Raw genomic sequence first — 22,166 nt, forward strand, 5'->3', positions numbered from 1 at the left:
AAAGGAGCTCTCTTCTGCGCGCTAAAAGTAATTATTATGCAAAAAGAAGTTATTCAAGATGCTGTCTTAGTTAGCAACTACATTAAAGGCGATGAAAGTGCTTTAGAAATTCTTATAAAAAGGCACAAACAAAAAATTTATAGTTTTATTTATTCAAAAGTATATGACAGAGATGTTGCTGAAGACATTTTTCAGGACGCTTTTATAAAAGTTATTCGAACATTAAAGCGAGGTGCTTATAATGAAGAAGGTAAGTTTTTACCTTGGGTAATGCGTATATCACATAACTTGGTTATTGACTTTTTTAGAAAAAATAATAGAATGCCAAAATTTGATAATGCAGGTGATTTTAATATTTTTTCTGTTTTAAGTGATACGAGTTTGAATGCGGAAAAGAGCATCATTAAAGAACAGGTTGAAAATGATGTAAGGCGTTTGGTAGATGAACTTCCGGAAGATCAGCGTGAAGTTTTATTAATGCGTATTTATAATGATATGAGTTTTAAAGAAATATCAGATAGGACAGGTGTTAGCATAAATACAGCGTTAGGGCGTATGCGATATGCATTAATTAATTTAAGAAAGATAATTGATAAGCACAATATTGTTTTGACAAATTAATACAATAAAGTAAAGATTAATGCGTTTTTATTTTGATTTAATTTTTAAAATATAAAAATGGCAAAACTTTACTCTAAAAAATCTATTGAAATCAATGATCTAAAACCGAAAGAAGAAACGGTTGATTTTCTTCTAAAATATTCTAAGGCTTTAAGTGTTATAAGTTATAATAAATTGAAGTTTGAAGCGCTTCTAAACTAAGTTTTCAAAAAGTCCTAATATTAGTCGTTAGGACTTTTTTAATTTATAATAGTCGTCAATTACAGATTGTCTTCCAATGGTGTTGGTAATGGTATCTTTTTCAAGATTCCATCCTCTCGCAGGCGAATACTCTCGACCGTACCATATAATTTGAAGATGTAAGTCGTTCCATAATTCTTTTGGGAATAATCTTTTGGCATCTTTTTCCGTTTGTGTTACATTTTTACCATTACTTAAATTCCAACGGTACATTAGCCTATGGATATGAGTGTCTACAGGAAATGCAGGAACTCCAAACGCTTGAGAAATAACAACACTAGCGGTTTTGTGACCGACAGCGGGAAGTTCTTCTAAGGCCTCAAAGCTTTCAGGGACTTTACCTTGATGTTTTTCAATTAATATTTTCGATAAGCCATAAATACCTTTGCTTTTCATTGGCGAAAGTCCGCAAGGTTTTATAATGTCTTTTATTTCTTCAACTGAAAGTTTAACCATATCGTATGGATTGTCTGCTTCTGCAAAAAGTAATGGTGTGATTTGATTTACACGAACGTCTGTGCATTGTGCAGAAAGTAAAACAGCAACTAAAAGTGTGTAAGGGTCTTTATGATCTAAAGGTATCGGTATGGTTGGGTAAAATTCTTTTAATGTTTTTATAACGAAATTAACCTTCTCTTTTTTAGTCATAAGTTGTATTTTTGATAAAAATCAAATTTAAGACTATGAAATGAACATAACTAATATTTTGAAACTTATCAAAGTATGTATTATGTAAATTGCATATGACCAATTATTAAAACAGAAAACGCATATGAAAACATTAAAACAAGGCGATATAGTACCTGATTTTTCAGTAAATGATGAACAAGGAAACTTGATTTCGTTAAGTGATTTTAAAGGAAAAAAGATAATTGTGTTCTTTTATCCAAAGGCAAATACTCCAGGTTGTACTGCAGAAGCTTGTAATTTACGCGACAATTATGAAGTTTTAAAAGCTCAAGGTTATGTGCTTTTAGGAGTGAGTGCAGATTCTGAAAAAAAGCAAGCTAATTTCAAGAGTAAATATGAGTTTCCTTTTCCGCTTTTAGCTGATGAAGATAAAACTGTTATTAATGCTTTTGGTGTCTGGGGGCCAAAAAAGTTCATGGGAAAAGAATATGAAGGTGTTCATAGAATGACTTTTATAATTGATGAAAATGGAGTTGTTGAACGTGTTATTGAAAAAGTAAACACCAAAGATCATGCAGCTCAAATTTTAGAATAAAAAAAACGTCCATTTAAAAATGGACGTTTTTTGCTTTATTTTATGAGTATATTATCGCATCCTACCTTTTAAGGTTAAAGGTTTTCTTGTATAACCAAATAAGCGGTAATCTTTAATTAAATCGGCAGTTCCTTCAGGTACCATAGCTTCCCATCCATTTTCTCCTTCAGTAATCATTCTTAATATTTCACGAGAAAATATATTCATAATGCTTTCATCATAGTCTTTTATATCAATAACTTTTCCATTGTATTTAAAGAATTTATATAATTCTTTCATACGTGGATAAACTTTTAGGTTTTCACTAGTGATTAATTCTCCCGTTTCTGCATCACGCATAGGGTATAGGTACACTTTTAAATCTTTAAAGAATAATTTACCAAAAGCTTCTAGTATACCACCACTTATATGGCGATAGTATTTTTCATCAAAAATATCTACTAAGTTGCTAACGCCCATGGCTAATCCCATTCTAGCTTTAGTGTAGTTTGAAAAATATTCAACCACTTTAAAGTATTCCTGGAAATTAGATATCATTACAGATTGTCCAAGCGAGCATAATAAATCAGCTCTATCTATAAAATCTTGCTCGTCAATTTCACCCTCAGCTCTTAAGTTAGAAAGTGTTATTTCAAAAACAACAACCGTTTTGTCTTTGTCTACTTTGTTTTCTTTTATAAACATATCATATGACTTCTCATACATAGCCATGTTTACCTTAGTTACAGGTCTGAAACTACCACGGAGTGCTAATATATTTTTTTTATAAAAAACTTTTGCAGGTAAAACATTTGTGCCATCGGGTCCAAACATTACAGCATCTGTCATACCATTTTTAACAAGCTGCAGACTCATTAAGCGATTGTCTACATTTTTAAATACGGGACCAGAAAAATTAATGGTGTCAATCTCCAATTGATCTTTATCTAAATGATCGTATAGGTAACGTAATAATTTTTTAGGCTCGTTATATTTATAAAAAGCACCATAAATTAGATTTGTACCTAAAACACCAAGTGTTTCTTGTTGTAAACGCGCATCGGTTTCTTTAAAGCGTAAGTGTAAAATAATTTCATTATAATCGCCATTTGCTTCAACTTGGTATTTTATACCAACCCATCCATGTCCTTTAAATTGTTTAGCAAAATCAATGGTAGCTACCGTATTAGCATAAGTAAAAAATATTTTATTTGGATTGTTTTTTCGTGTAAGCCTATTTTCCATGAGGTTCATTTCATGAATAAGCATTTTTCTTAAACGAGCTTCTGTTACATAACGCCCATCATCTTCTGCTCCATAAATAGCATCACTAAAGTCTTTGTCGTATGCCGACATAGCTTTAGCTATGGTTCCAGAAGCACCACCGGCTCTAAAGAAATGTCTGCAAGTTTCTTGACCTGCTCCAATTTCCGCAAAGGTTCCGTAAATATTTTCGTTTAAATTTATACGAAGTGCTTTCGATTTTAATGAAGGAATATCGTTAAATTCTTTATCACCTTTAATGCTAATTTCCATGCTGTTTTGGGTTAGAAATGTGTAAAACAAAGGTATCAAATAATAAAACCAAAAAAAAAAATAACATTAATTTTGTTGCGTAGAATACATACTTTTACTTTGAGAGTGTTTTGTGTTTAATATTTTAAGATTTCATTAAAAAAGCATAATGTAAATTATGAATTACAAAGTAATTTGTTATAAAATTCTCTTTATTTGTTGGATTTTTAGGTTAAAAACACGTATTTACTAATAATAAATTAAATTTTTTGAAAATAACATTTCTTGGTACTGGTACATCTCAAGGTATTCCTATAATTGGAAGCTCACATCCTGTTTGTTTAAGTGAAAATTCTAAAGATAAACGCTTGCGTGTTTCTGTTTTAGTGGAGTGGGATAACTATACATATGTTATAGATTGTGGCCCCGATTTTAGATATCAAATGTTACGCGCTGGTTGTAAGAAAATTGATGGCATTATTTTTACTCATGAGCATTCTGATCACGTTATGGGTTTTGATGATATTAGACCGTTCTATTTCAGGCAAGGCGATATTCCTATCTATGCTCACAAACGGGTTTTAAAATCTTTGCGCAAAAGGTTTGATTATGTTTTTGAAACTGAAAACAAATATCCGGGAGCACCTACGGTTGTTACAAACCGTATAAAAAATAAGCCATTTCAATTAAATAATATGGAAGTTATTCCTATAAATGTAAAGCATGCCGAGTTGCAGGTTTTTGGATTTAGGTTTAATGATTTTGCCTATTTAACAGATGTGAAATCTGTTAAAGATAAGGAAATTGAGAAAATCAAAAACGTTAAAGTGTTAGTTGTTAATGCGCTTCGTATAGAACCCCACCGTTCGCATTTTAATTTAGAAGAAGCCTTGCAGTTTATTAGTAAGGTAAATCCAGAAAAAGCTTATCTAACACATATTAGTCATTTATTAGGTTTTCATGCCGAAGTAGAAAAAACATTACCAAAAAATGTATTTTTGGCTTTTGATGGTTTACAAATTAATTTATAAAGTATAATTAAGATGAAAAAGAAAATATTCATGTATTTGTTTGTGTTTTCAATATTGCTTGTATTGTTTCAATATGTTAATGCAAAAAGAGTGTTTGAGGGTATGGATCGTAAATTAGAAGGATATAAAAATTTATCAGAAAAGTATAAAGATTCAGTGCTTGTATTACAAAATGATATTGCAGATTTGTCTCATTTTAGTCTAGAAAACAATGAAGATGCTATTAGTTATTTTGAAAACGATGGGTATAATGTTAGTCAATTAATTCCGATAATTAAGGATGCGCTTTATGAATTAAATACGGTTAAAGAGGAAGAACATCCAGTAGTTCCTTATGCTTCAAGTGAAGGCAGAAAAATGCTGATTAATACAGTGAAATTACTAAACCATAAATGGATTATAGCAGATTTTTCAGATGGCGAGTTTTGGGGAGAAGTGTTGTTGCGATATTACGTTAATGAAGATAAAACGGTTGATTTTGAGCTCTCAGAATCGTTCTTATACCCTTTACAATAACAGTTATTTAATTTTGTAAGCTACTCCTTTTTGTTTTTTTGTTTCACCTACATAAGAATATTCGTAGGTGTAAGATGAATCTGTTGTGGTTAATATTTTTAAATGAATATCTTTACGTTCAGCCATATTTTTAGGCTTTATGGTTTTAAAAACAACCTCGCAATCATTTATCCATCGTAGTTCTGATGAGTCTTTTTTGGTGTTGTAAATCTCTACTTGTATATCGTTATCTCTCTTAAATTTAGATTTAAATAATTCACCATTTATTGTAACTTCACTATAGAATTCACCTGTTTTATAATCACTGCAATTACGAGTGGTTTCGTAGCAACTTGTTAGAAGAATTAATGGGAGTATATATAGAAATCTCATAACTTTTATTTGAATAACAAATCTAGTAAAGAAATTTATCAATTCTGGAAATTTTCAAAACTTCCATCAGAATAAAATATTATAATCCGTTCTATAGATTTAGAATTATTATGATTTTTTGTTTCAGATGTTTTTTGTTTATCAAATAAAGAAGGAGGCAAGTTGTCTTTTTTTAATTCGGTATTTTGTAAAGCAGGAAAAGTTCCTTTACCATTTAATAGCCAATACAATTCAACTTCAGGAAAAGTAGAAAGGATTTTCAAAATAAATTCTAAACTGGGTTTGTTTCTGCTTGACAAAATATGAGAAATACTAGAGCGCTGTACACCTATTTTTTCGGCAAAAGACGAAGCCGATTCTCCATAGTAATCTATTACTTTTTGAAGTCGTTTAGTAAATTCTTCGCTGTTTATCATTGTAAACTCTGATGTAGGGTTAAATGTTTTACAAATGTAACAATATAACATCATATAACAATTAAAAACAGAGCATAATGTATAAATTCAATAAATTAAAGATTTAAATAATATGTTTTAATTTGTTGAAACACATTTAGTTATGTTTGTTATTTGTTTTGTATAAAAATGAAGCTTGTAAACCTGTTAGGCACTCAACCAAGCTGTATACTTATGTAAACTTATTTGTGTATTTTTATTGTTTACAAATGTAAAATAGTATTTGTTTACATTTGTATCTTAAATTATTTTGATGAAAGTAGAAGATATTAAATCCCTTTTTTTAGATTATAAAGAGACAAGTCTTTATGGGCGCTATATAACTAATAACCACATAAGTTCTTTGTTAAAAGAGATAGGTGTAAAAGCATCAGTAGAGGTTATAGGTAAATCTGTTTTAAACGATTCTATTTATGGATTGAAAATTGGAAACGGAAACAAACGTATATTAATGTGGTCTCAAATGCATGGAAATGAATCGACCACTACAAAGGCAATATTTGATTTGTTAAATACCTTACTAAATGAAAAATCTGATGTAGAATATATTTTGGAGGCTTGTACTTTATATATTATACCTATTTTAAACCCTGATGGAGCTAAAGCTTATACGCGTATTAACGCTAATAAAGTTGATTTAAATAGAGATGCACAAGATTTGTCTCAACCAGAGAGTAAAGTTCTTAGAGATGCTTTTAAACGCTTTAAACCTCATTTTTGCTATAATTTGCATGGTCAACGAACTATTTTTAGTGCAGGAACATCAAACAAGCCTGCAACAGTATCGTTTTTAGCACCTGCTCAAGATAAAGAATGTGCCATAACACCTAATAGAAAAATAGCTATGGAAGTAATTGGAGTTATGAATACTGCTTTGCAAAAGGTAATTCCTAAGCAAGTGGGAGTTTATGATGATGCTTTTAATTTAAATTGTGTTGGTGATACATTTCAGAGTGAAAATGTACCAACTATTTTGTTTGAAGCAGGGCATTATTATAATGATTATAATCGAGAACAAACACGTGAGTATATATATGTTTCGCTTTTAGAATCTCTCGATTATATTTCTAAAAATGTGATTGAAGGAAATAATTATGAATGCTATCTGCAAATCCCAGAGAATGATAAATGTTTTTATGACATTATAATAAGAAATGCCAAGAATGGTACTAATGGAGAAATTGTAGATATTGGCATCCTTTATCAAGAAAAACTAGTAAATGGTGTTGTAAATTTTATTCCAAAAATTGAAAAAATCGAAAAATTAAGTGGTTTTTATGGGCATAAAGAATTTGATGCCAATGAATTAGGGGTCTTTGATGAAGATGATTTACTTGTGAAAGCTGGTTACGAAAACGTTTTCGTAATATTGAATAATGAAAAAATCTCATTATTAGTAAAATAAACTACACATTTAATGTATAATTATTAATAAAAATGTATTAATTTTGCTTAATATTTAAGAAAAGTTAATTATGGGGAAAATTAAATTAGACGAAATTGATCATCAAATTCTTGACATGTTAATCGATAACACAAGAATACCGTTTACAGATATCGCTAAAAAATTATTAATATCTGCAGGTACAGTTCATGTACGTGTAAAAAAAATGGAAGAAGCTGGAATCATCAGAGGCTCTTCATTAACGTTAGATTATAAAAAATTAGGTTATTCTTTTATTGCTTATGTAGGGGTTTATTTAAACAATACATCGCAAACTAAGTTTGTTTTAGAGCGTATAAACGAAATCCCCTTTGTAACCGTTGCACATATTACAACCGGAAAATTTAATATTTTCTGTAAAATAAGAGCTAGAAGCACAGAACATGCTAAAGAAATTATTTTTAAATTAGATGATATTGATGGGGTTTATAGAACAGAAACTATGATTTCTCTTGAAGAAAGTATAAACGATAAAAAGCGTTTAATGCATTCTATATTTAATGATATGTAAATAGAATGCGAGGTTATATTTGATGCGTATTGGATTTTCTTTGGTACTTAAATCATCCTGACTGACTGAGTGGGAATGGACCTTGACTAATCTTGATTACGTGTCTTAAATACTACTTTTCTTCTCATTTTTAAATTTAAGAAGTTAATAAAAATTTTAAAAAAAAGACTGTCTAAAATGACAGTCTTTTTTTTTGTGATAAAAGCTTAAACTAGACTTTTAATGTTTTTAAGATTACAAGAGGTATATTATTATCATTTGTGCAATAAAACTATATATTGTATCTAAAGAAATATTTATTCCACGTTAAAAGAATTATATATTTAACATTTGTTTATTTGAAAAGGAGAATTATGTTATTTAAACAATAAAATAATTTTTAATTACAACAAAAACAATTCTTCTTTTTGTAATAACCTCTTCTGTGTAGAAAGTCAATAACTTTAATGATAAACATTTCTATTTTAGAATATCCAAAATTACTTATGCTAATAGAAGAGTCAAGAGATTCTACATAATGCCACCACTTAGAAGGTACGTGTAATACATCTCCTGGCTCTAAAATAACAGTCTCAAATTGGATATTTTGGAATTTCGGATGCTTTTCTTTGTCGTAATTATTAAGATCTATTTCACTTGCCATTCCTCCATTTATGTACTTTTTACTGGGATAAATGTTCTTATTAAATTTTGGGGAACAAATTATAAACATTTTTTTTCCTTTTATTTGCGCATACATGTTTTTCCCAGTATCTCTATGAAAACCAGAAATTGTTCCAGACGGACCAATCCATGCAGTTATGTCATTTATTGTAGTATGATTTTCAAATAATGAAAAATCGACAGCTTTTTTTAGGTTAGGATAATAATTAAAAATATTTAGTGTAGTAAGATATTCATCAAAGGCTTTTCCGTTTTTTTCTGATTCTATTAATTTATGAATAAAATTTTTAAACGAATCGCTTTTGTAACTATTATTTCCCTGTATAAAATTACCCGATAGCAATTCAATATCATTATCACCTTCTTGATTTAAAAAGAAATCTAAATCCCAATGCTGCGTAGCTTTCCAGTTTTTTGCTAACCCTTTAATTAAAACTGTTTTTTTATTAAAATAGTCTTTTTTGAATGTTTTAGAATCTAATTTAGATACTTGTTCTACTTTCTTACTTTTTAACAATATCTCTTCTTTTATATTCATTCTTATAATTTAATTGTATATACATTTGGTTTTGTAATTCAATATTATTTATAATTGAAATTATAATTATCTAAAGATTTTTTTCAAAGCCTAAAGAAATCATTACAATTTACAAGACTAATTGTAACGGTTAGTTTTTTTTAAGTGATTAAATATCAGTTTATTTTAAAATAAATCATATTAAAATCGACAAATTGTTAAATATTTAGGTCTAAATATTTATCAAAAATTATCTTACATTTAGCAGTTTCACCAAGTATTAATATTTCTTTATTATTTTCATTTTTCATTAGTTTAATGTTTTTAATATTTTCTTTTGAACTGTATAGAAAGTTGCAAACTAAAATTTCTAAAATTTCATTTTTCAGAATATTTATTTCGCTAAAAAAAATAATATCAAAATCAAATTCAGTTTCAATTATATGATTAGGTAATTCAATATATTTAGTTTCTTTATTTGCCTTATTTTTAAATTTCTCAATATACTTATCAATATCATATTTTTTTAAAATATTTTTAGTGTGTATAATAAGTGCTTCGAAATGAGATATTATTAATTGTTTTAAATTTTTTTTATCAAATATTATATGGTGCTTAAAAGAATATATATAATTACTCCAGCGCCTTTTGTATTCTAGATTCCCATAAGCCATATCAAACATGTTGTATTTGTTATTTATGCCCCACTCTAGTAATTTATATATTGATATATTTCCTAAAGCAAATTTATGGTAGTTTATATTGTATGAGGGAATTGAAATAAATATTATATTATTTAGATGATGATTGACACAAATATGGATTATTTTTTTATTTGCATAAATAACAAAAACAGAGGCCTTTTTTTTATTTATTAAATTGAATATACTATTGTAATACGCCTCCCAGTCATTTAAAACATGTGTAGAATCACCGCGTTGCTTAAACCGTTTTGTTAACATTTGTTTTAACTCAGTCATTAAAACATAATATTTTTCTTTAGTAATGCTTCCAAAATACATTTCATATTCTATGTCAAAACAAATTTCAAGTCTATTTAATACCCTTTTAATATTTGCTCTAAAATTTTTTTTATATTCCTGTTTTAAAAAAGACTCAATATTTTTATGATTTTGAGTTAAAATAGCATAGCCTATTATTTTTTCTTGAGGAATTTGCTTTAAAGCAAATAAGCCTTCATTTTTTAAGTTAAAATCTAAAAAAGAAGGAAATAAAGAAATAGATACAGTTTTCTTATGTTTATCAGTTTTTTGATTATTGCTTTCATATAAAGTTTCGTTATTTAATGAATTAATAAGCTTACTGTAATATGGAAGTATTCTGTTTTTTTGAGTTAAAGTATCGTAAAATCTTTCTTTTATTAAAAACATCAATTATAATTTTGTTACAGTTGTTTTTTGAATAGTTTTCTGTCCTTTAAAAAAAATTGCATCATTTATCTTATAAATATCAACATCTGTTTTTTTTTCGAAATTCAGGAATAAATAGTTGTGAAATTCTTCCTTTAAAAAGGAATATTTTGCTTCTTCTATATTTATTTTGTCAGATTTCACAAAATTAAAAGAGTCTATTTTTTCTTTTGAAAAACTATAGTTTTCTAGTGTATTGGTGGATAATTTGTTTTTGTTTTTTCTAATTATATAAGATCTATAAATTTTATTTATTTTAAGCTTTTTAAGAATAGGTAAGAGGTTATACATGGCTTTTAGCTTTAAAAAAAGTATAAAGATGTTTAATTTAATTGATAAGTTGCTATTGTCATAAATTAAATGTTTCTGAAAATAATAGGTTCCGTTTCTAAAACGTTCTTTATAATAAAAGTCACCTTTAGACATGTCTATTAGTTTATAATTATTTAGTATAGCCCATTCTATAACTTTGACTAAGGCAGAAAACCCTAATTTAAATTTGGAGTAATCTATATCATAAGCAATAACTTCTATATATAAAATATCATTAAAATTTGAGTTGATATAAATTGAAATAGGTTTATCAGAATCGTAAATAACAAAAATGGAAGCTTTTTTTTCGTTTATTAAATCATAAGTTCTTGCGTATCTTTCTTCCCAAAATTCTAACTCTTCCCAATAGCTGTTTTTTTGAGCGAGTCTTCTTTTTAGCATTAGCTTATAATCATTGAAAATTTTATTATATTCTGTTCTTGATATATCTCCATAAAATATTTTATATGAAGGATTAATACATAAATCTAACCTTTTTTGGCATCTGTTTAGTGTAGACCTTCTTTGGGAACTAATCTCTTTTTTTAAATAAAGATCAATGTTATTATATTTAGAAATATTTATAAATGAGCCACTATATGTATTTATGGTTTTTATTTTTATGGTATCAGACGAGTTATTTATTTTGGTTTTTATGTAACTAGGAACTTCATTAATTATAAAAGCTTTATTTTTTAGAAAGTCATTATTTTGACTTTTTGAAATTAAGCCGCCTATTTCATCATTAAAAACATAAGAGTAGTATGATTTAAAATCATTTTTCTCTAATACATCTAAACCGAAATCTATTTTCCTTATAAACTCCATTTAATTTTAGTTTTTACTTAAAGGTATTTAATTATTAAATAGTTGTAACTCTACTTTTTGTATTTTACTTTTGCTTTTGTAATAGTATGTTCTTTCATTTATCTTATAAGTTCTTATGTTAGAAACATATTCCTGTTCTAAATAAACAAAATCAATAAATGATTTTGTTAATGATTCATTTTTAAAATCTGTATAATTTGTTTCTTGTAAATTGGATAAAGGTAGCTTATTGACCTTTTCTAATTTAATATTTGAAAAGGTGTTCTCTTTTATTGTATTATTAAGTAATTTCTTCTTTATTAATGCTAAATATATATCTGCATTGCAATTCTTTAAAAGGTTTTTTAATTTAATTATAAATATAGCGTAGTACGCTTTTAAAATGGAGTTAATAGAATTTTTTCTATAAACAATGTGGTATTGATAGTTATAAATATAATTACTCCAATTAAGTTTGTAATCTAAATCTCCATTACCCATATCTAATATCGAATAATTGTTATTGATACACCATTCAATTAATTTGAAGACTATAGTATTTCCAATTCCAAATTTTGAATAATTGATATCATATGCTATTACATGACCAATAAAAATATCTTTTGCATGGTAGTTTAATGATAATCCAATAATAATATTATTAGCATAAATAACAAATAGAGAAGCTTCTTTATTAAGTATTAGTTTAATGGTGGAGCTGTAATAACTTTCCCATTTATCAAAAAATTCATTAGTAGCTTTTTTTTGTAAAAATCTTTTATAAAGCATGTTTTTTAAAGAAACCATGATACGCTCATAATCTTCATTTAAAATTTCTCCGAAATACATTTTATAATTAACATTAAAGCATGATTCTAATCTGTTTTTTCTTTTAACGATTGAAGATTTAGTATTTGACTTAAAATTACTTTTTAGATATGAATCAATATTTAAAAAGTCTTCTAACTTAACGGCATAGCCATTAAGTTTTGTTTGAACTATTGACTTTTTTATATTCTTTTTTTCTTGTAAATGATTTGCATAAAAATAATTTGGAAATAAATTAACAATCGAGACTTTGTTTAATGTGTTATTTTGTTTTTTTTTATTTATATAAAAATCACCATCTCTATAACTATACCTTATGTTTTTGTAAATATTAGGAATGTTATTTTTTAAGAAAAAAGTGTTGTAAAAATCTTTTTTATAAACTTTAGACATAGTGTTGTTTTGGAAATTAAAGTATCTCTTAAACTTTTCGTGTAATTGCTTTATCCATAATTGTTTTAACAAAGTTTTTAAATTTAATATTAAATACTTGGTAATTGGTTGGTGTTATTGGCTTTTTTTAATTTCTTATAAAGACTATTTTATTTAGGTAATTTTGTAGATTATAGATGCTTATCAAGCATAATGCTAACTGCAGTAACTTCATCATGTGGTATTTTTTGTTTAAAACACCCTTTTTTATTGTGTAGCCTACTTTTAGAAAAAGCCTGCATTATGTTGAAAGAGATAACATTATTAATATCATTGTTTTGTATGCTTTTTTTAGATTATTTTTATTAAATATTTTAAATGTAATTAGGTGAATTATCACCAAAATTCTTTAAAAAATTCGAAAGTAAAGTTCATTGCATTAATTTGAATTTCATTCGGAAATTAAATTCAATATAGAAGTATTCTTTTTGCCAATAATGATATATGAGTTTGATGTGTCTTCCTTTTTAAATATGCTTATATCATTTATGTTTTCCTGAAAACTATATAGAAAATCAAAAATCGGTTTTTTTAAAAAAGTAAATTCTTTTTTATTATAATCACAAGGTGAAAGGCTAGTAGGTAATAGTTCTATCTTTATAAGCTCATATTCTATGTTGCTTTGTTTCTTTTCTTCTTTTTTAAAAATATCAAAATAAACATATAGTTTATCTTTTATGTTTTTTTTAATCAAATAATTAATTAGGGAATACTTGTATTTAAAATAAGTGGCAATGAGATGAGAAAGCAAACTGTTTTTTAAAGAAATTATGTGAGTTTCAAAATCATATTTATAATTACTCCATCTTATTTTATATTCAAAATCACCATATCCCATATCAAATAAAACTATATTATTAATCAAACACCATTCTAATTGTTTGTAAATTTCAATATTACCAAGACTAAATTTACTATAGTCAAGGTTGAAAGATGATATAGCACTATACATTATGTTATCACAATGAAAGTTTAATGAAATTTCAATGGGTTCATTATTATTTAAAATTACAAATAATGAGGCTTTTTTATCAATAATACTCTGATATGCAAATTGTAAATAGTAATCCCAATTTTCTAACACTTTATTTCTCCCATTTCTTTGGGTAAATCTTTTTTGAATCATAATATACAATGCTTCCATTAATTCAAAATAATAAGATTCTTCAATTTTACCATAAAACATTTTGTAGGAAATGTTGAAACAAGACTCTAATCTTTTTACAGATCTTAAAGTTACTTTTTTAAAACTTGTTTTTGTAGATTTTAAAAAATCATCAATGGTATTAAATTCAGATAAATTTATGGCGTAACCAGATTTTTGATATACAGGTATTACATTATAATTAGGATCTGTTTTTGGTGTTAGATAATTGGGAAATAACTCAACTATATTAATCCTTTTTTTTGAAGGTATAGTTAAGTTATTTGATAGTAAGGTTTCTTTGTATTTTATACTTGTATATTTTTGTAATACTCCTTTTTTTTCGAATAAATCTGAATAAAAATCACGTGTTTTAATTATACTAAAGTTCATCATATATTTTATAACAGTAATATTTTATGCTTAAATTAATCATTTGACATTAGGTATATAGCCCTTAAGTCAAATGTTAGTGTAAAATTACATATTTAAATTTTATACCCAGTTTTATAATGGTTTAAGTGTAAGTTATATTTGTCAAAAGTGAGGGATTAGTTATTTTTTTATATCTAAATTCAGGTATACTAATTAATAATTTAATTGGATAGACTATCAATTAGCATCTGTTTTTTTTCTGATGCGAAATCATTTAATCAGCATGTAGTTTTAATTGCTGATTTTGAAAATATTTAATTTTTATTTGCTAAATAAATTAGAAACAAGTGTCTAGGTAACAAAGCTGTTTTTATAGATAGGTGGTTTTTTAAATATATAAAGTTTATTGGTATTAACTTCATAAATATTAATGTAAAGATTTAGTAACTAATTTCTATATTTAAGTTAAATTATCAGCGGCTTTTTAAAATGGTGTTGTTATTTGTTAAATATTATTTTTATAGTGTTCTTTTTCCCCCGAATTAAATAGGTATGTGATTTGCTCTTAATTTTAAATACGGAAACTTCGTTAATGTTTTCTTTGCTAGAATATAAATAATTATAAGTTGGAAGTCTTATAGCTTCATACTCTTTTGAATGAATATTTATTACTTCTAAAGAAGTATCGATAATACTTAGAGCGTCAATTATTTCAATATTATACTGAGGAATTGAATTTTGTTTATTTTTTTTTGAGAGATTAAAACCGCTTATTCTTTTTAAAATAACATCTACTAAATTGATTGATTTAATGATATTTTTAATTTTAATTTTAAAAATTTCAAAATAAAGAATGAGGATAGCTAAAATTGAATTTTTTTTATAAAAAAGATGATAATCAAAATCATAAAATGTATTACACCATTTCTTTTTATGGTCTGTAATACCAGTCCCTAAATCTAAAAACATGTAATTATTTTGAAGACACCAATCTAATCTCAAATAATTGTTTAAATGACCAAGACCAAATTTAATATAATCAATATCAAATGTACTAGCATTGCCAAATAGAATTGTGTTGTTTTTGTGATAATTAAGAGATATACTTATTGGTTTTTGTTCATCATAAATAACGAAAAGGGAGGCTTTATTTTTGTTTATTAAATTGTAAATATTTTTGGTGTTTTCGTTCCAATCTTTCAAAAAATGATTATTTGTGTTTTTTTGTTCAAATCTTTTTACTAACATTTCTTTAAGTCTAAACATCAAAATATTGTACTTCTCTTGAGAGATATAGCCAAAATTATGTTCATATTGGATATTAAATGATGTTTCAAGACGATTAATATAGCGTTTTATATTGTTTCCTGTTTTTTTATTAAAATGAACATTTAAATAAGTGTCAATTACATCGTTTTTGTCTTTATTAATATATATTCCTGCTCCATTAAAATTGTAGTGATGTACAGATTTTAAGGCATATTCATCGAAATTGGATAATTTAGGAGTTAAAAATTTTGGAAATAAACTTACATAAGTTACGTAAGGAGTTTTTGATGAGTTTTTAATCCTTTTTTTTGTTTCATAAGATTTGTTTTGAATTGTTACTTCCTCATAACACTCTGGGAATTCTCCATTTTGTATATAATTCCAAAGAAATTGTTCTCTTTTAATATTCATATTTTTTTTAATAGGATAATTACAGGTTCTTTTTTATTATATATTTAAAATATTAAATTAAGACATTACCTAAAGCTTCATATTTATAAGTCATCTCGCATTTTTTTTGGGATACTAAATTGATCTCTAATTTTTTGGCTCATTTTTTTATTTATTTAAGTAAGTATATAAAAGTGCTTTTTACTAAATAATTAAATAGGTTCTTAACTCATATTTAATGTGTTAATTCGAACTCTTGAATCTTTTTAGTCCCTTTTATAATACACTTATTACTAGATGTGTTCATAAAAACCTTTGTGGATGCTTTAGAAAGTTTATTTAAATATAAAAATTCATAAAAGTTCTTTCTTAGATGCTTATTATTTTCTGCTTCAACATTTATTTCTATGTAATTAACTTTTTCTGAATTAAACTTTTCCAAAGAAATGTCTTCAAATAAACACCTTTTATTGACTTTAAGTTTATTGTTTGATTTTTCTTTTAGGATCAGTTTGTTTTTAATTTTAAATATTTTAATTGTTATTAAAACATACATTTTGGTTATGGCCAATAACAAGTAATTTAGGACCTTTTTTCTATTAAAAATAATATGATGGTTAAAGGTGTAAATTTCATTGCACCATTCTTCTTTATAGCGAAGTTTACCCATACCTAAATCAAAAATTTCAAAGCCCTGTTCAAAACTCCATTCGAGTTGTTTATAAATATCAAGGTACCCAAGTCTAAATTTAGAGTAGTCAATATCAAAAGATCTGATGTGATTAATAGTTATATTCTCAAAATGGTAACTGATACAAATATCTATTGGTTTGTCATCATCATAAATCACAAAAATTGAAGCAGATTTGTTTAATACCATATCATAAACATTATTTCGGTATTGTTTCCAATTTTTTAAAGCTTGGTGTTCTTTGTTTATTTCTAAAAATCTTGTTTTTATTAGTGTCTCAAGATTTTTAAATAAAAATTCATAATCTTTTTTAGAAATACTACCGTAGTAAAATTTATATGTAATCTTAAAACATAATTCTAGTCGCTTTAAGTTAGACCTAATTTTAGTTCTACTTTTTGCGCTAAATTGAGAGAGCATATAGGAATTAACGTTTTTATAATTTTTTAAATTGACTAAAAACCCTTTTTCAACACTATTTAATCTTGTCTTTTTAAGGTTAGTATTATCCTTTATAACTAAGTTGAAATATTGAGGGATAAAGTTTACTCGGAATAATCTTTTTTTAGGATTTCTTTTTATTATTTCAAATTTACCACTGGTGTAAGAATTATTATTATGTTTATTATAAACACCTTTGTAAAATTCTTGTAACGCTTGTTCTTGAAACAAACAGAAGTAGGAGTGATCGGTATTTAATAGTCTTCTTAGCATTTTTAAATAGTAACTGATAAAATTTTTATGTGTTCATTTACCTCCAAAAGATATATAGTATTTAATTGATTATTTACTTTGTAAACCTTCAAGTTTTTAAAATGTTCTTTAGTAATAAAAAGAAAATCGTACGCATATTTCTTTAAAAAAGCGTGCTTGTCATCTAGTTTTATTGGTTCTAGTTGGTTTTGTTTATAATTTATCTCATTTATTGATATTTCTTTTATTAAAGTATCGCTATATGTTTTACGTCTTCTTAATATATAAGTTAATTTGTGTAAAGTTTTGTTTATTTCTTTTTCTCTTAGATATTGTTTGAATTTTAATAAAAAGGCAATGGTATTGCCAAGTATAATTGATGTGATTGATTTAGAATCAATAAAGAGGTGGTATTCAAAATCATATCTTAAATCGCTCCAGCTTTCTTTATAATCAAAATAACCTTTTGAAAAATCAAATATTTTGAAATCGTTTTTAAAACTCCATTCTAGCATTTTCATAATAGAAATTTTACCTATATGAAATTTAGTGTAATCAATATCAAATACAGTAATGGCATCAAAAATAATAGTTTCAGAAAAATATAGTAGTCTAACACAAATAGGTGTTTCGCCATTGTAAATAACATATAAAGCTGCCTTTTTTTCAAGGAGTAAAGGGTATACTACTTCATAATAAAAATTCCATTCTTTAGGATTTAAATTATTATTTACTATTTGTTTATCATCAAATCGTTTAGTAAGTAATTCTTTAAAATGATTAAAAACAAAATCATATTCAGATTTTTCAATATTCCCAATTAACATTTTTTCTTTAATATCAAAGCAATGTTCAAGGCGTGATTTATATCTGTTAAATTTTTGCTTACTACTTTTACTAAAATTTTTACTTAAATAATCATTAATATCTTTATAATTCTCAAGATGGATTAAAAAACCAGGGTATTGTTTAATCTTTATTTTTTTTATCCTTTTAGGTAGATTATCATCTTTGATATTAAAATACTTAGGTACATCATAAATTAAAATTACTTTTTTTTTAAAATCTAAAATTTTAAAATCTTCATTAATAAAATAAGAAATTCCTTTAGTTAGATTTTTTCCAATATTTATATATAACGATAAAAATAAAGGTTTATTAAAAGATATATTGGTGATAAAATTAAACTTATAAATAGGATTATTATGATTGAAGTGTTTACTCCAAATGTTAGTAAATAAAGGTGAAGTAAATGGATTTTGTTTTATCACAGATTTACATTTATATCAACGTTTGCTCTATAAAGAGGAAAATAATCAGATTTAAGAGTAATATCATTCTTCTCTACTAAAGAGTCATATATATCTTGATTAACAATGAGTTTCCATAGATTGAAGTTTTTAAAGTCTTTTGAAAAAGATGATTTAAAATTAAATAGAGAATCATTATCCTTTCCGCCTAAACCACCACCTAAGTTAAAAAAATTAAGCCCTCTTTTTGTGGCTATTATTCTCATTTCATCAATCAATAATTTGGTAGGCATTAAATGTAAAAAGTCATTTTTTGCGCCAGATAAATGATATTGTACAATTCCATTCGTTATAATGAATTGACATCCAGCAATTACAGAGCTAGTTTTGTTATCAGTTGCTAATAATATAATAGTCTCAAAATCATCAGATTTTGCAATTTTTTGAAAATAAGATTCACTAAAATAATATGCTTTTTTGGCTTGTACGCGATCCATGTTTTCATGATAAATTTCCATGAATATGTTCAGATCTTCATCTGTTGAAACTTTTCTAATAGAGCAATGCCTTTTAGCTTTGTTAATATGTGTTTTTAGTCTCCTTTGAAATAATTGCCTTTGAGTTTCAATATCTTTATTAATTTTAATATTAACTACTTTGCCTTGATTATAAATTGTACCAATATCTATAATGGCTCTGCATTGCCCGGGTATAAAAGGGTTTAATCTAGAAAAAACGGATACAAAATTGTTCTTTTTAAAATAAGTAATTAAACATTTTTTAAAATTACTATTATCAAAATCATAAGGAAGATCTTTACTTATTGGGCCTGCATAACCATATACTGAAGTTGCATCTTTATAAATTGTTCCAGAAATTTCCCGGACAAGTAGGGGGATAGCTATAGTAATATTTTTCTCAGTATATTTTAGCAATAAAGGAGTTTCTCCTTCTGATTTAGACAATATATGATAATCATAGGTATGATAAAAGTCAAAAGAATCACATTGATTAATGCATTTTTTCCACTCACTTTTATTATATATTTTTTGTAAAGTAATTTCCATTTAATTAAGAGTTAATTTAATCTCATTAAAATTGTTTATTAAAAAAACAGGTGAAAATTTTTTATTAGACACATAAGTAGCGCAATTATTGTGTATGTTCAATCCATTGTCAACTAATCCAATAGTTGTCCATTTTCTTGCATTTGGTGTTATAAAATCCTTTTTATAATTATCGGCTATATATATGTAATTGTGGTTTGGAAATTTTAATTCTAAAATTTTAAAATTATTTTCATTTGGCTTTTCAGTTCCAACCACTTCAGATATAATAATTAAATCTAAATACTTGTTTAAACCTAAACTCTTAATTTTATTATTTTGTGTAAGTTCTCTACCATCAGTAATTATAGCAATTTTTCCATTCATTTTTTTTATTTTAATCAATAATGGAATTAAATAATCAAATGGTTTTATTATGGGTTTATGAACTCTATATTGTTCAATTAACTTCTCTTTTTCAATTTTGTAAGAACGGGATAAAATGTCGAAAACATTTTTTTTTGAACGATATAAAGAAAGCATATGAGCATAAAGTTTTAACCAATTTTCTTTATCAAGCGAAACAGCAATTTCTTTATAAGCAGACTTCAAATAATCTAATTCATTATAAATTGTATCATCTAGATCAAATGCTATTATAGTATTTTTAATGTTCAAAATCATTTACTAATATTTCATTATCATATCTAAGCATTAATAAATTATTTTTCCAACAATCGAATTGCTCATCAATTTCTTTGTTGAATAAATATTCTTCCAAAATCCATTTAACATAATTTGCACCGGCTAAATAAGTTAAAGGGAATCCGCCTCCAAACCTTGGGTTTATCTCTATACCAATAATTTGTTCATTAACTTTATGTTTAAAGAATTGAACTGTTAAACAGCCGATAGCACCATTTATATGCGATAAGTGTTTTTTAGAAAAATCAATAATTATATTTTTTTTAGTAATACCCTTATTAACTTCCCCATCTCTTATTTCAATTCGCTTTCTAGGAACAACACATTTTAACTTATTATCCTTGTCATAATACATATCACAAGTAAATTCCTCATAGAGATCTTGGTCTAGATATTCTAAAAACATTAATTTTTCATTTTCAAGATGCATTGAGTTCAAATCTTCCTTTCTTTTAATAATGAAATTATCAACACTTCGACTGCCATCGTATGGCTTTAAAAAGAGTGGAAACTTATAATCACTTCGACTATATTCTTTTGCTACTTGTATATTGTTTTTAACAAAAAAATCATGAATTTTATGTTTATCTCTACATTTTAAAACAAAATCCACAGAAGACACAATTATAATTATCCCTTTATCTAAAAACATGTTTTTATTTTTAGCTAAAACTAATAATTCAGTATCAATTGTTGGAATAATTAATTTGATGTCATTTTCTATACAAATATTTAACAATGAATCAATGTAGTTTAAATCTTCTGCTTTGGGTACAGGAAAAGATTTGTCAGACTCATAGCATGCTGCCGATAATTCAGGCTCGTAATCTACAGTAAAGACATTAGAAATTGGAACTAATTTTTTTAGTTCATTTTTAAAAGCTTTTACTAGAGAGACTCTTCGTCCAGCAGAAGTAATTAATATATTCATAAATTTAAATTGTAAGGGAGAAAATTTGTTTATTTTTTCTATCTATTAGTTAATCATTAATTGTAGCCATTAAAATATTCTGCATTTAAATGTTCTGATGAGTTTACACCTTCTTCTTTTTTATTACTTTCTTAATTGTTAGTATGAATATTTTAATGTCTAATACTAAAGATATGTTTTCAACATACCATGTATCTAATTCAAATTTTTTCTTCCAGCTTATAGTGTTTCTACCATTTACCTGTGCCCAACCTGTAATGCCAGGTTTTACTAAATGTCTTTTTTTTTGTTCATCATTGTATAATGAAAGATATTCAATTAATAAAGGTCTTGGACCAATTAGGCTCATATCTCCTTTTATTACATTTATTAATTGAGGAATTTCATCTAAAGAGTATTTTCTAATAAAAGCTCCAACCTTTGTAATTCTTTTATCAAACGGTAATAAAATGCCTTTTTCATCTTTATTATCGTTCATAGATTTAAACTTAATAATAGCGAATATCTGGTTGTTTTTTCCTGGGCGTTTTTGAAAGAAAAATGGTTTCCTTTTATTGCTAAAAAAAAGATAAATGGTTATAACAATAAAAACAGGTAATAATGTAATAAAACCTATTAATGCCAAACAAAAATCTAAAAACCTTTTAAAGAAAAATTTATACATTAATTTGAATTAATTTCAATAAAAATAGCACAACCAATTTACAATCGAACTTTTAATTGTTAAAGCGCTATTTTTTTTGACAAATGGAAATTATGAAATATTTAATGTCA

Annotated in this window: 22 protein-coding genes and 1 pseudogene; 7 read left to right on the top strand and 16 right to left on the bottom strand. The window is 25.7% G+C overall.

Annotated elements, in window-relative coordinates:
• Positions 1 to 36 precede the first annotated feature (36 nt).
• Both RHP49_15080 and RHP49_15085 read left to right on the top strand, forming a co-directional pair.
• Positions 37 to 621 (top strand): sigma-70 family RNA polymerase sigma factor, encoded by a 585-nt coding sequence (locus RHP49_15080; protein WNH12204.1) that lies wholly within the window; start codon positions 37 to 39, stop codon positions 619 to 621.
• 57 nt (positions 622 to 678) lie between these two features.
• Positions 679 to 822 carry a hypothetical protein gene (locus RHP49_15085; protein WNH12205.1) on the top strand — a complete coding sequence of 48 codons (144 nt, stop codon included), beginning with the start codon at positions 679 to 681 and terminating at the stop codon, positions 820 to 822.
• 27 nt (positions 823 to 849) lie between these two features.
• On the opposite strand, the gene nth is transcribed toward RHP49_15085, so the two are convergent.
• Positions 850 to 1,509: an endonuclease III gene (gene nth, locus RHP49_15090; protein WNH12206.1), complete on the bottom strand. Its 660-nt coding sequence runs from the start codon at positions 1,507 to 1,509 to the stop codon at positions 850 to 852.
• A 124-nt stretch (positions 1,510 to 1,633) separates the two neighbouring features.
• On the opposite strand from nth, the gene bcp reads away from it, so the two are divergent.
• Positions 1,634 to 2,086, top strand: coding sequence for a thioredoxin-dependent thiol peroxidase (gene bcp, locus RHP49_15095; protein ID WNH12207.1), 453 nt, complete (start codon positions 1,634 to 1,636; stop codon positions 2,084 to 2,086).
• 51 nt (positions 2,087 to 2,137) lie between these two features.
• Here bcp and RHP49_15100 read toward each other — a convergent pair whose 3' ends face one another.
• Positions 2,138 to 3,601 (bottom strand): TonB-dependent receptor, encoded by a 1,464-nt coding sequence (locus RHP49_15100; protein ID WNH12208.1) that lies wholly within the window; start codon positions 3,599 to 3,601, stop codon positions 2,138 to 2,140.
• Between the two features lie 248 nt (positions 3,602 to 3,849).
• Between RHP49_15100 and RHP49_15105 the strand changes: the two genes are divergently transcribed.
• Both RHP49_15105 and RHP49_15110 read left to right on the top strand, forming a co-directional pair.
• On the top strand, positions 3,850 to 4,611 hold the full coding sequence (locus tag RHP49_15105) for an MBL fold metallo-hydrolase (protein WNH12209.1): 762 nt from the start codon (positions 3,850 to 3,852) through the stop codon (positions 4,609 to 4,611).
• 12 nt (positions 4,612 to 4,623) lie between these two features.
• Positions 4,624 to 5,127 (top strand): hydrolase, encoded by a 504-nt coding sequence (locus RHP49_15110; protein ID WNH12210.1) that lies wholly within the window; start codon positions 4,624 to 4,626, stop codon positions 5,125 to 5,127.
• Positions 5,128 to 5,130: 3 nt separating this feature from the next.
• Here RHP49_15110 and RHP49_15115 read toward each other — a convergent pair whose 3' ends face one another.
• Both RHP49_15115 and RHP49_15120 read right to left on the bottom strand, forming a co-directional pair.
• Positions 5,131 to 5,499, bottom strand: a complete 369-nt coding sequence (locus RHP49_15115; GenBank protein WNH12211.1) for a DNA topoisomerase IV — start codon at positions 5,497 to 5,499, stop codon at positions 5,131 to 5,133.
• A 38-nt stretch (positions 5,500 to 5,537) separates the two neighbouring features.
• On the bottom strand, positions 5,538 to 5,915 hold the full coding sequence (locus RHP49_15120; protein ID WNH14437.1) for a helix-turn-helix transcriptional regulator: 378 nt from the start codon (positions 5,913 to 5,915) through the stop codon (positions 5,538 to 5,540).
• 292 nt (positions 5,916 to 6,207) lie between these two features.
• On the opposite strand from RHP49_15120, the gene RHP49_15125 reads away from it, so the two are divergent.
• Together RHP49_15125 and RHP49_15130 are read left to right on the top strand one after the other, a co-directional pair.
• On the top strand, positions 6,208 to 7,359 hold the full coding sequence (locus tag RHP49_15125; protein ID WNH12212.1) for a M14 family metallopeptidase: 1,152 nt from the start codon (positions 6,208 to 6,210) through the stop codon (positions 7,357 to 7,359).
• A gap of 70 nt (positions 7,360 to 7,429) precedes the next feature.
• On the top strand, positions 7,430 to 7,909 hold the full coding sequence (locus RHP49_15130; GenBank protein ID WNH12213.1) for a winged helix-turn-helix transcriptional regulator: 480 nt from the start codon (positions 7,430 to 7,432) through the stop codon (positions 7,907 to 7,909).
• 379 nt (positions 7,910 to 8,288) lie between these two features.
• Here RHP49_15130 and RHP49_15135 read toward each other — a convergent pair whose 3' ends face one another.
• From RHP49_15135 to RHP49_15190, 12 genes and pseudogenes are all read right to left on the bottom strand, one after another.
• Positions 8,289 to 9,110, bottom strand: a complete 822-nt coding sequence (locus RHP49_15135; protein ID WNH12214.1) for a cupin-like domain-containing protein — start codon at positions 9,108 to 9,110, stop codon at positions 8,289 to 8,291.
• Between the two features lie 197 nt (positions 9,111 to 9,307).
• The gene (locus RHP49_15140) at positions 9,308 to 10,480 is read right to left on the bottom strand and encodes a GNAT family N-acetyltransferase (GenBank protein WNH12215.1); all 1,173 of its coding nucleotides are present in this window, start codon (positions 10,478 to 10,480) and stop codon (positions 9,308 to 9,310) included.
• A gap of 3 nt (positions 10,481 to 10,483) precedes the next feature.
• Complete coding sequence (locus tag RHP49_15145; GenBank protein WNH12216.1) at positions 10,484 to 11,659, bottom strand: GNAT family N-acetyltransferase; 1,176 nt, start codon at positions 11,657 to 11,659, stop codon at positions 10,484 to 10,486.
• A 27-nt stretch (positions 11,660 to 11,686) separates the two neighbouring features.
• Positions 11,687 to 12,859 (bottom strand): GNAT family N-acetyltransferase, encoded by a 1,173-nt coding sequence (locus RHP49_15150; protein WNH12217.1) that lies wholly within the window; start codon positions 12,857 to 12,859, stop codon positions 11,687 to 11,689.
• Between the two features lie 430 nt (positions 12,860 to 13,289).
• Positions 13,290 to 14,438, bottom strand: a complete 1,149-nt coding sequence (locus RHP49_15155) for a GNAT family N-acetyltransferase (protein ID WNH12218.1) — start codon at positions 14,436 to 14,438, stop codon at positions 13,290 to 13,292.
• 477 nt (positions 14,439 to 14,915) lie between these two features.
• Positions 14,916 to 16,097, bottom strand: coding sequence for a GNAT family N-acetyltransferase (locus RHP49_15160; GenBank protein WNH12219.1), 1,182 nt, complete (start codon positions 16,095 to 16,097; stop codon positions 14,916 to 14,918).
• A 214-nt stretch (positions 16,098 to 16,311) separates the two neighbouring features.
• Positions 16,312 to 17,481 (bottom strand): GNAT family N-acetyltransferase, encoded by a 1,170-nt coding sequence (locus RHP49_15165; GenBank protein ID WNH12220.1) that lies wholly within the window; start codon positions 17,479 to 17,481, stop codon positions 16,312 to 16,314.
• A gap of 2 nt (positions 17,482 to 17,483) precedes the next feature.
• The gene (locus RHP49_15170) at positions 17,484 to 18,731 is read right to left on the bottom strand and encodes a GNAT family N-acetyltransferase (GenBank protein ID WNH12221.1); all 1,248 of its coding nucleotides are present in this window, start codon (positions 18,729 to 18,731) and stop codon (positions 17,484 to 17,486) included.
• Positions 18,728 to 19,777 carry a peptidoglycan bridge formation glycyltransferase FemA/FemB family protein gene (locus RHP49_15175; protein WNH12222.1) on the bottom strand — a complete coding sequence of 350 codons (1,050 nt, stop codon included), beginning with the start codon at positions 19,775 to 19,777 and terminating at the stop codon, positions 18,728 to 18,730. Before RHP49_15175 ends, RHP49_15170 begins: the two co-directional genes overlap by 4 nt.
• The gene (locus RHP49_15180; GenBank protein WNH12223.1) at positions 19,778 to 20,440 is read right to left on the bottom strand and encodes an HAD-IA family hydrolase; all 663 of its coding nucleotides are present in this window, start codon (positions 20,438 to 20,440) and stop codon (positions 19,778 to 19,780) included.
• Positions 20,424 to 21,392 (bottom strand): ATP-grasp domain-containing protein, encoded by a 969-nt coding sequence (locus tag RHP49_15185; GenBank protein ID WNH12224.1) that lies wholly within the window; start codon positions 21,390 to 21,392, stop codon positions 20,424 to 20,426. The genes RHP49_15180 and RHP49_15185 overlap by 17 nt, the downstream gene beginning before the upstream one ends.
• A gap of 56 nt (positions 21,393 to 21,448) precedes the next feature.
• Positions 21,449 to 22,056, bottom strand: a pseudogene (locus RHP49_15190) (sugar transferase).
• Positions 22,057 to 22,166 lie beyond the last annotated feature (110 nt).

It is taken from the genome of Flavobacteriaceae bacterium HL-DH10, from assembly GCA_031826515.1.
In the GTDB taxonomy this organism is placed as follows: Bacteria; Bacteroidota; Bacteroidia; order Flavobacteriales; family Flavobacteriaceae; genus Thalassobellus; species Thalassobellus suaedae.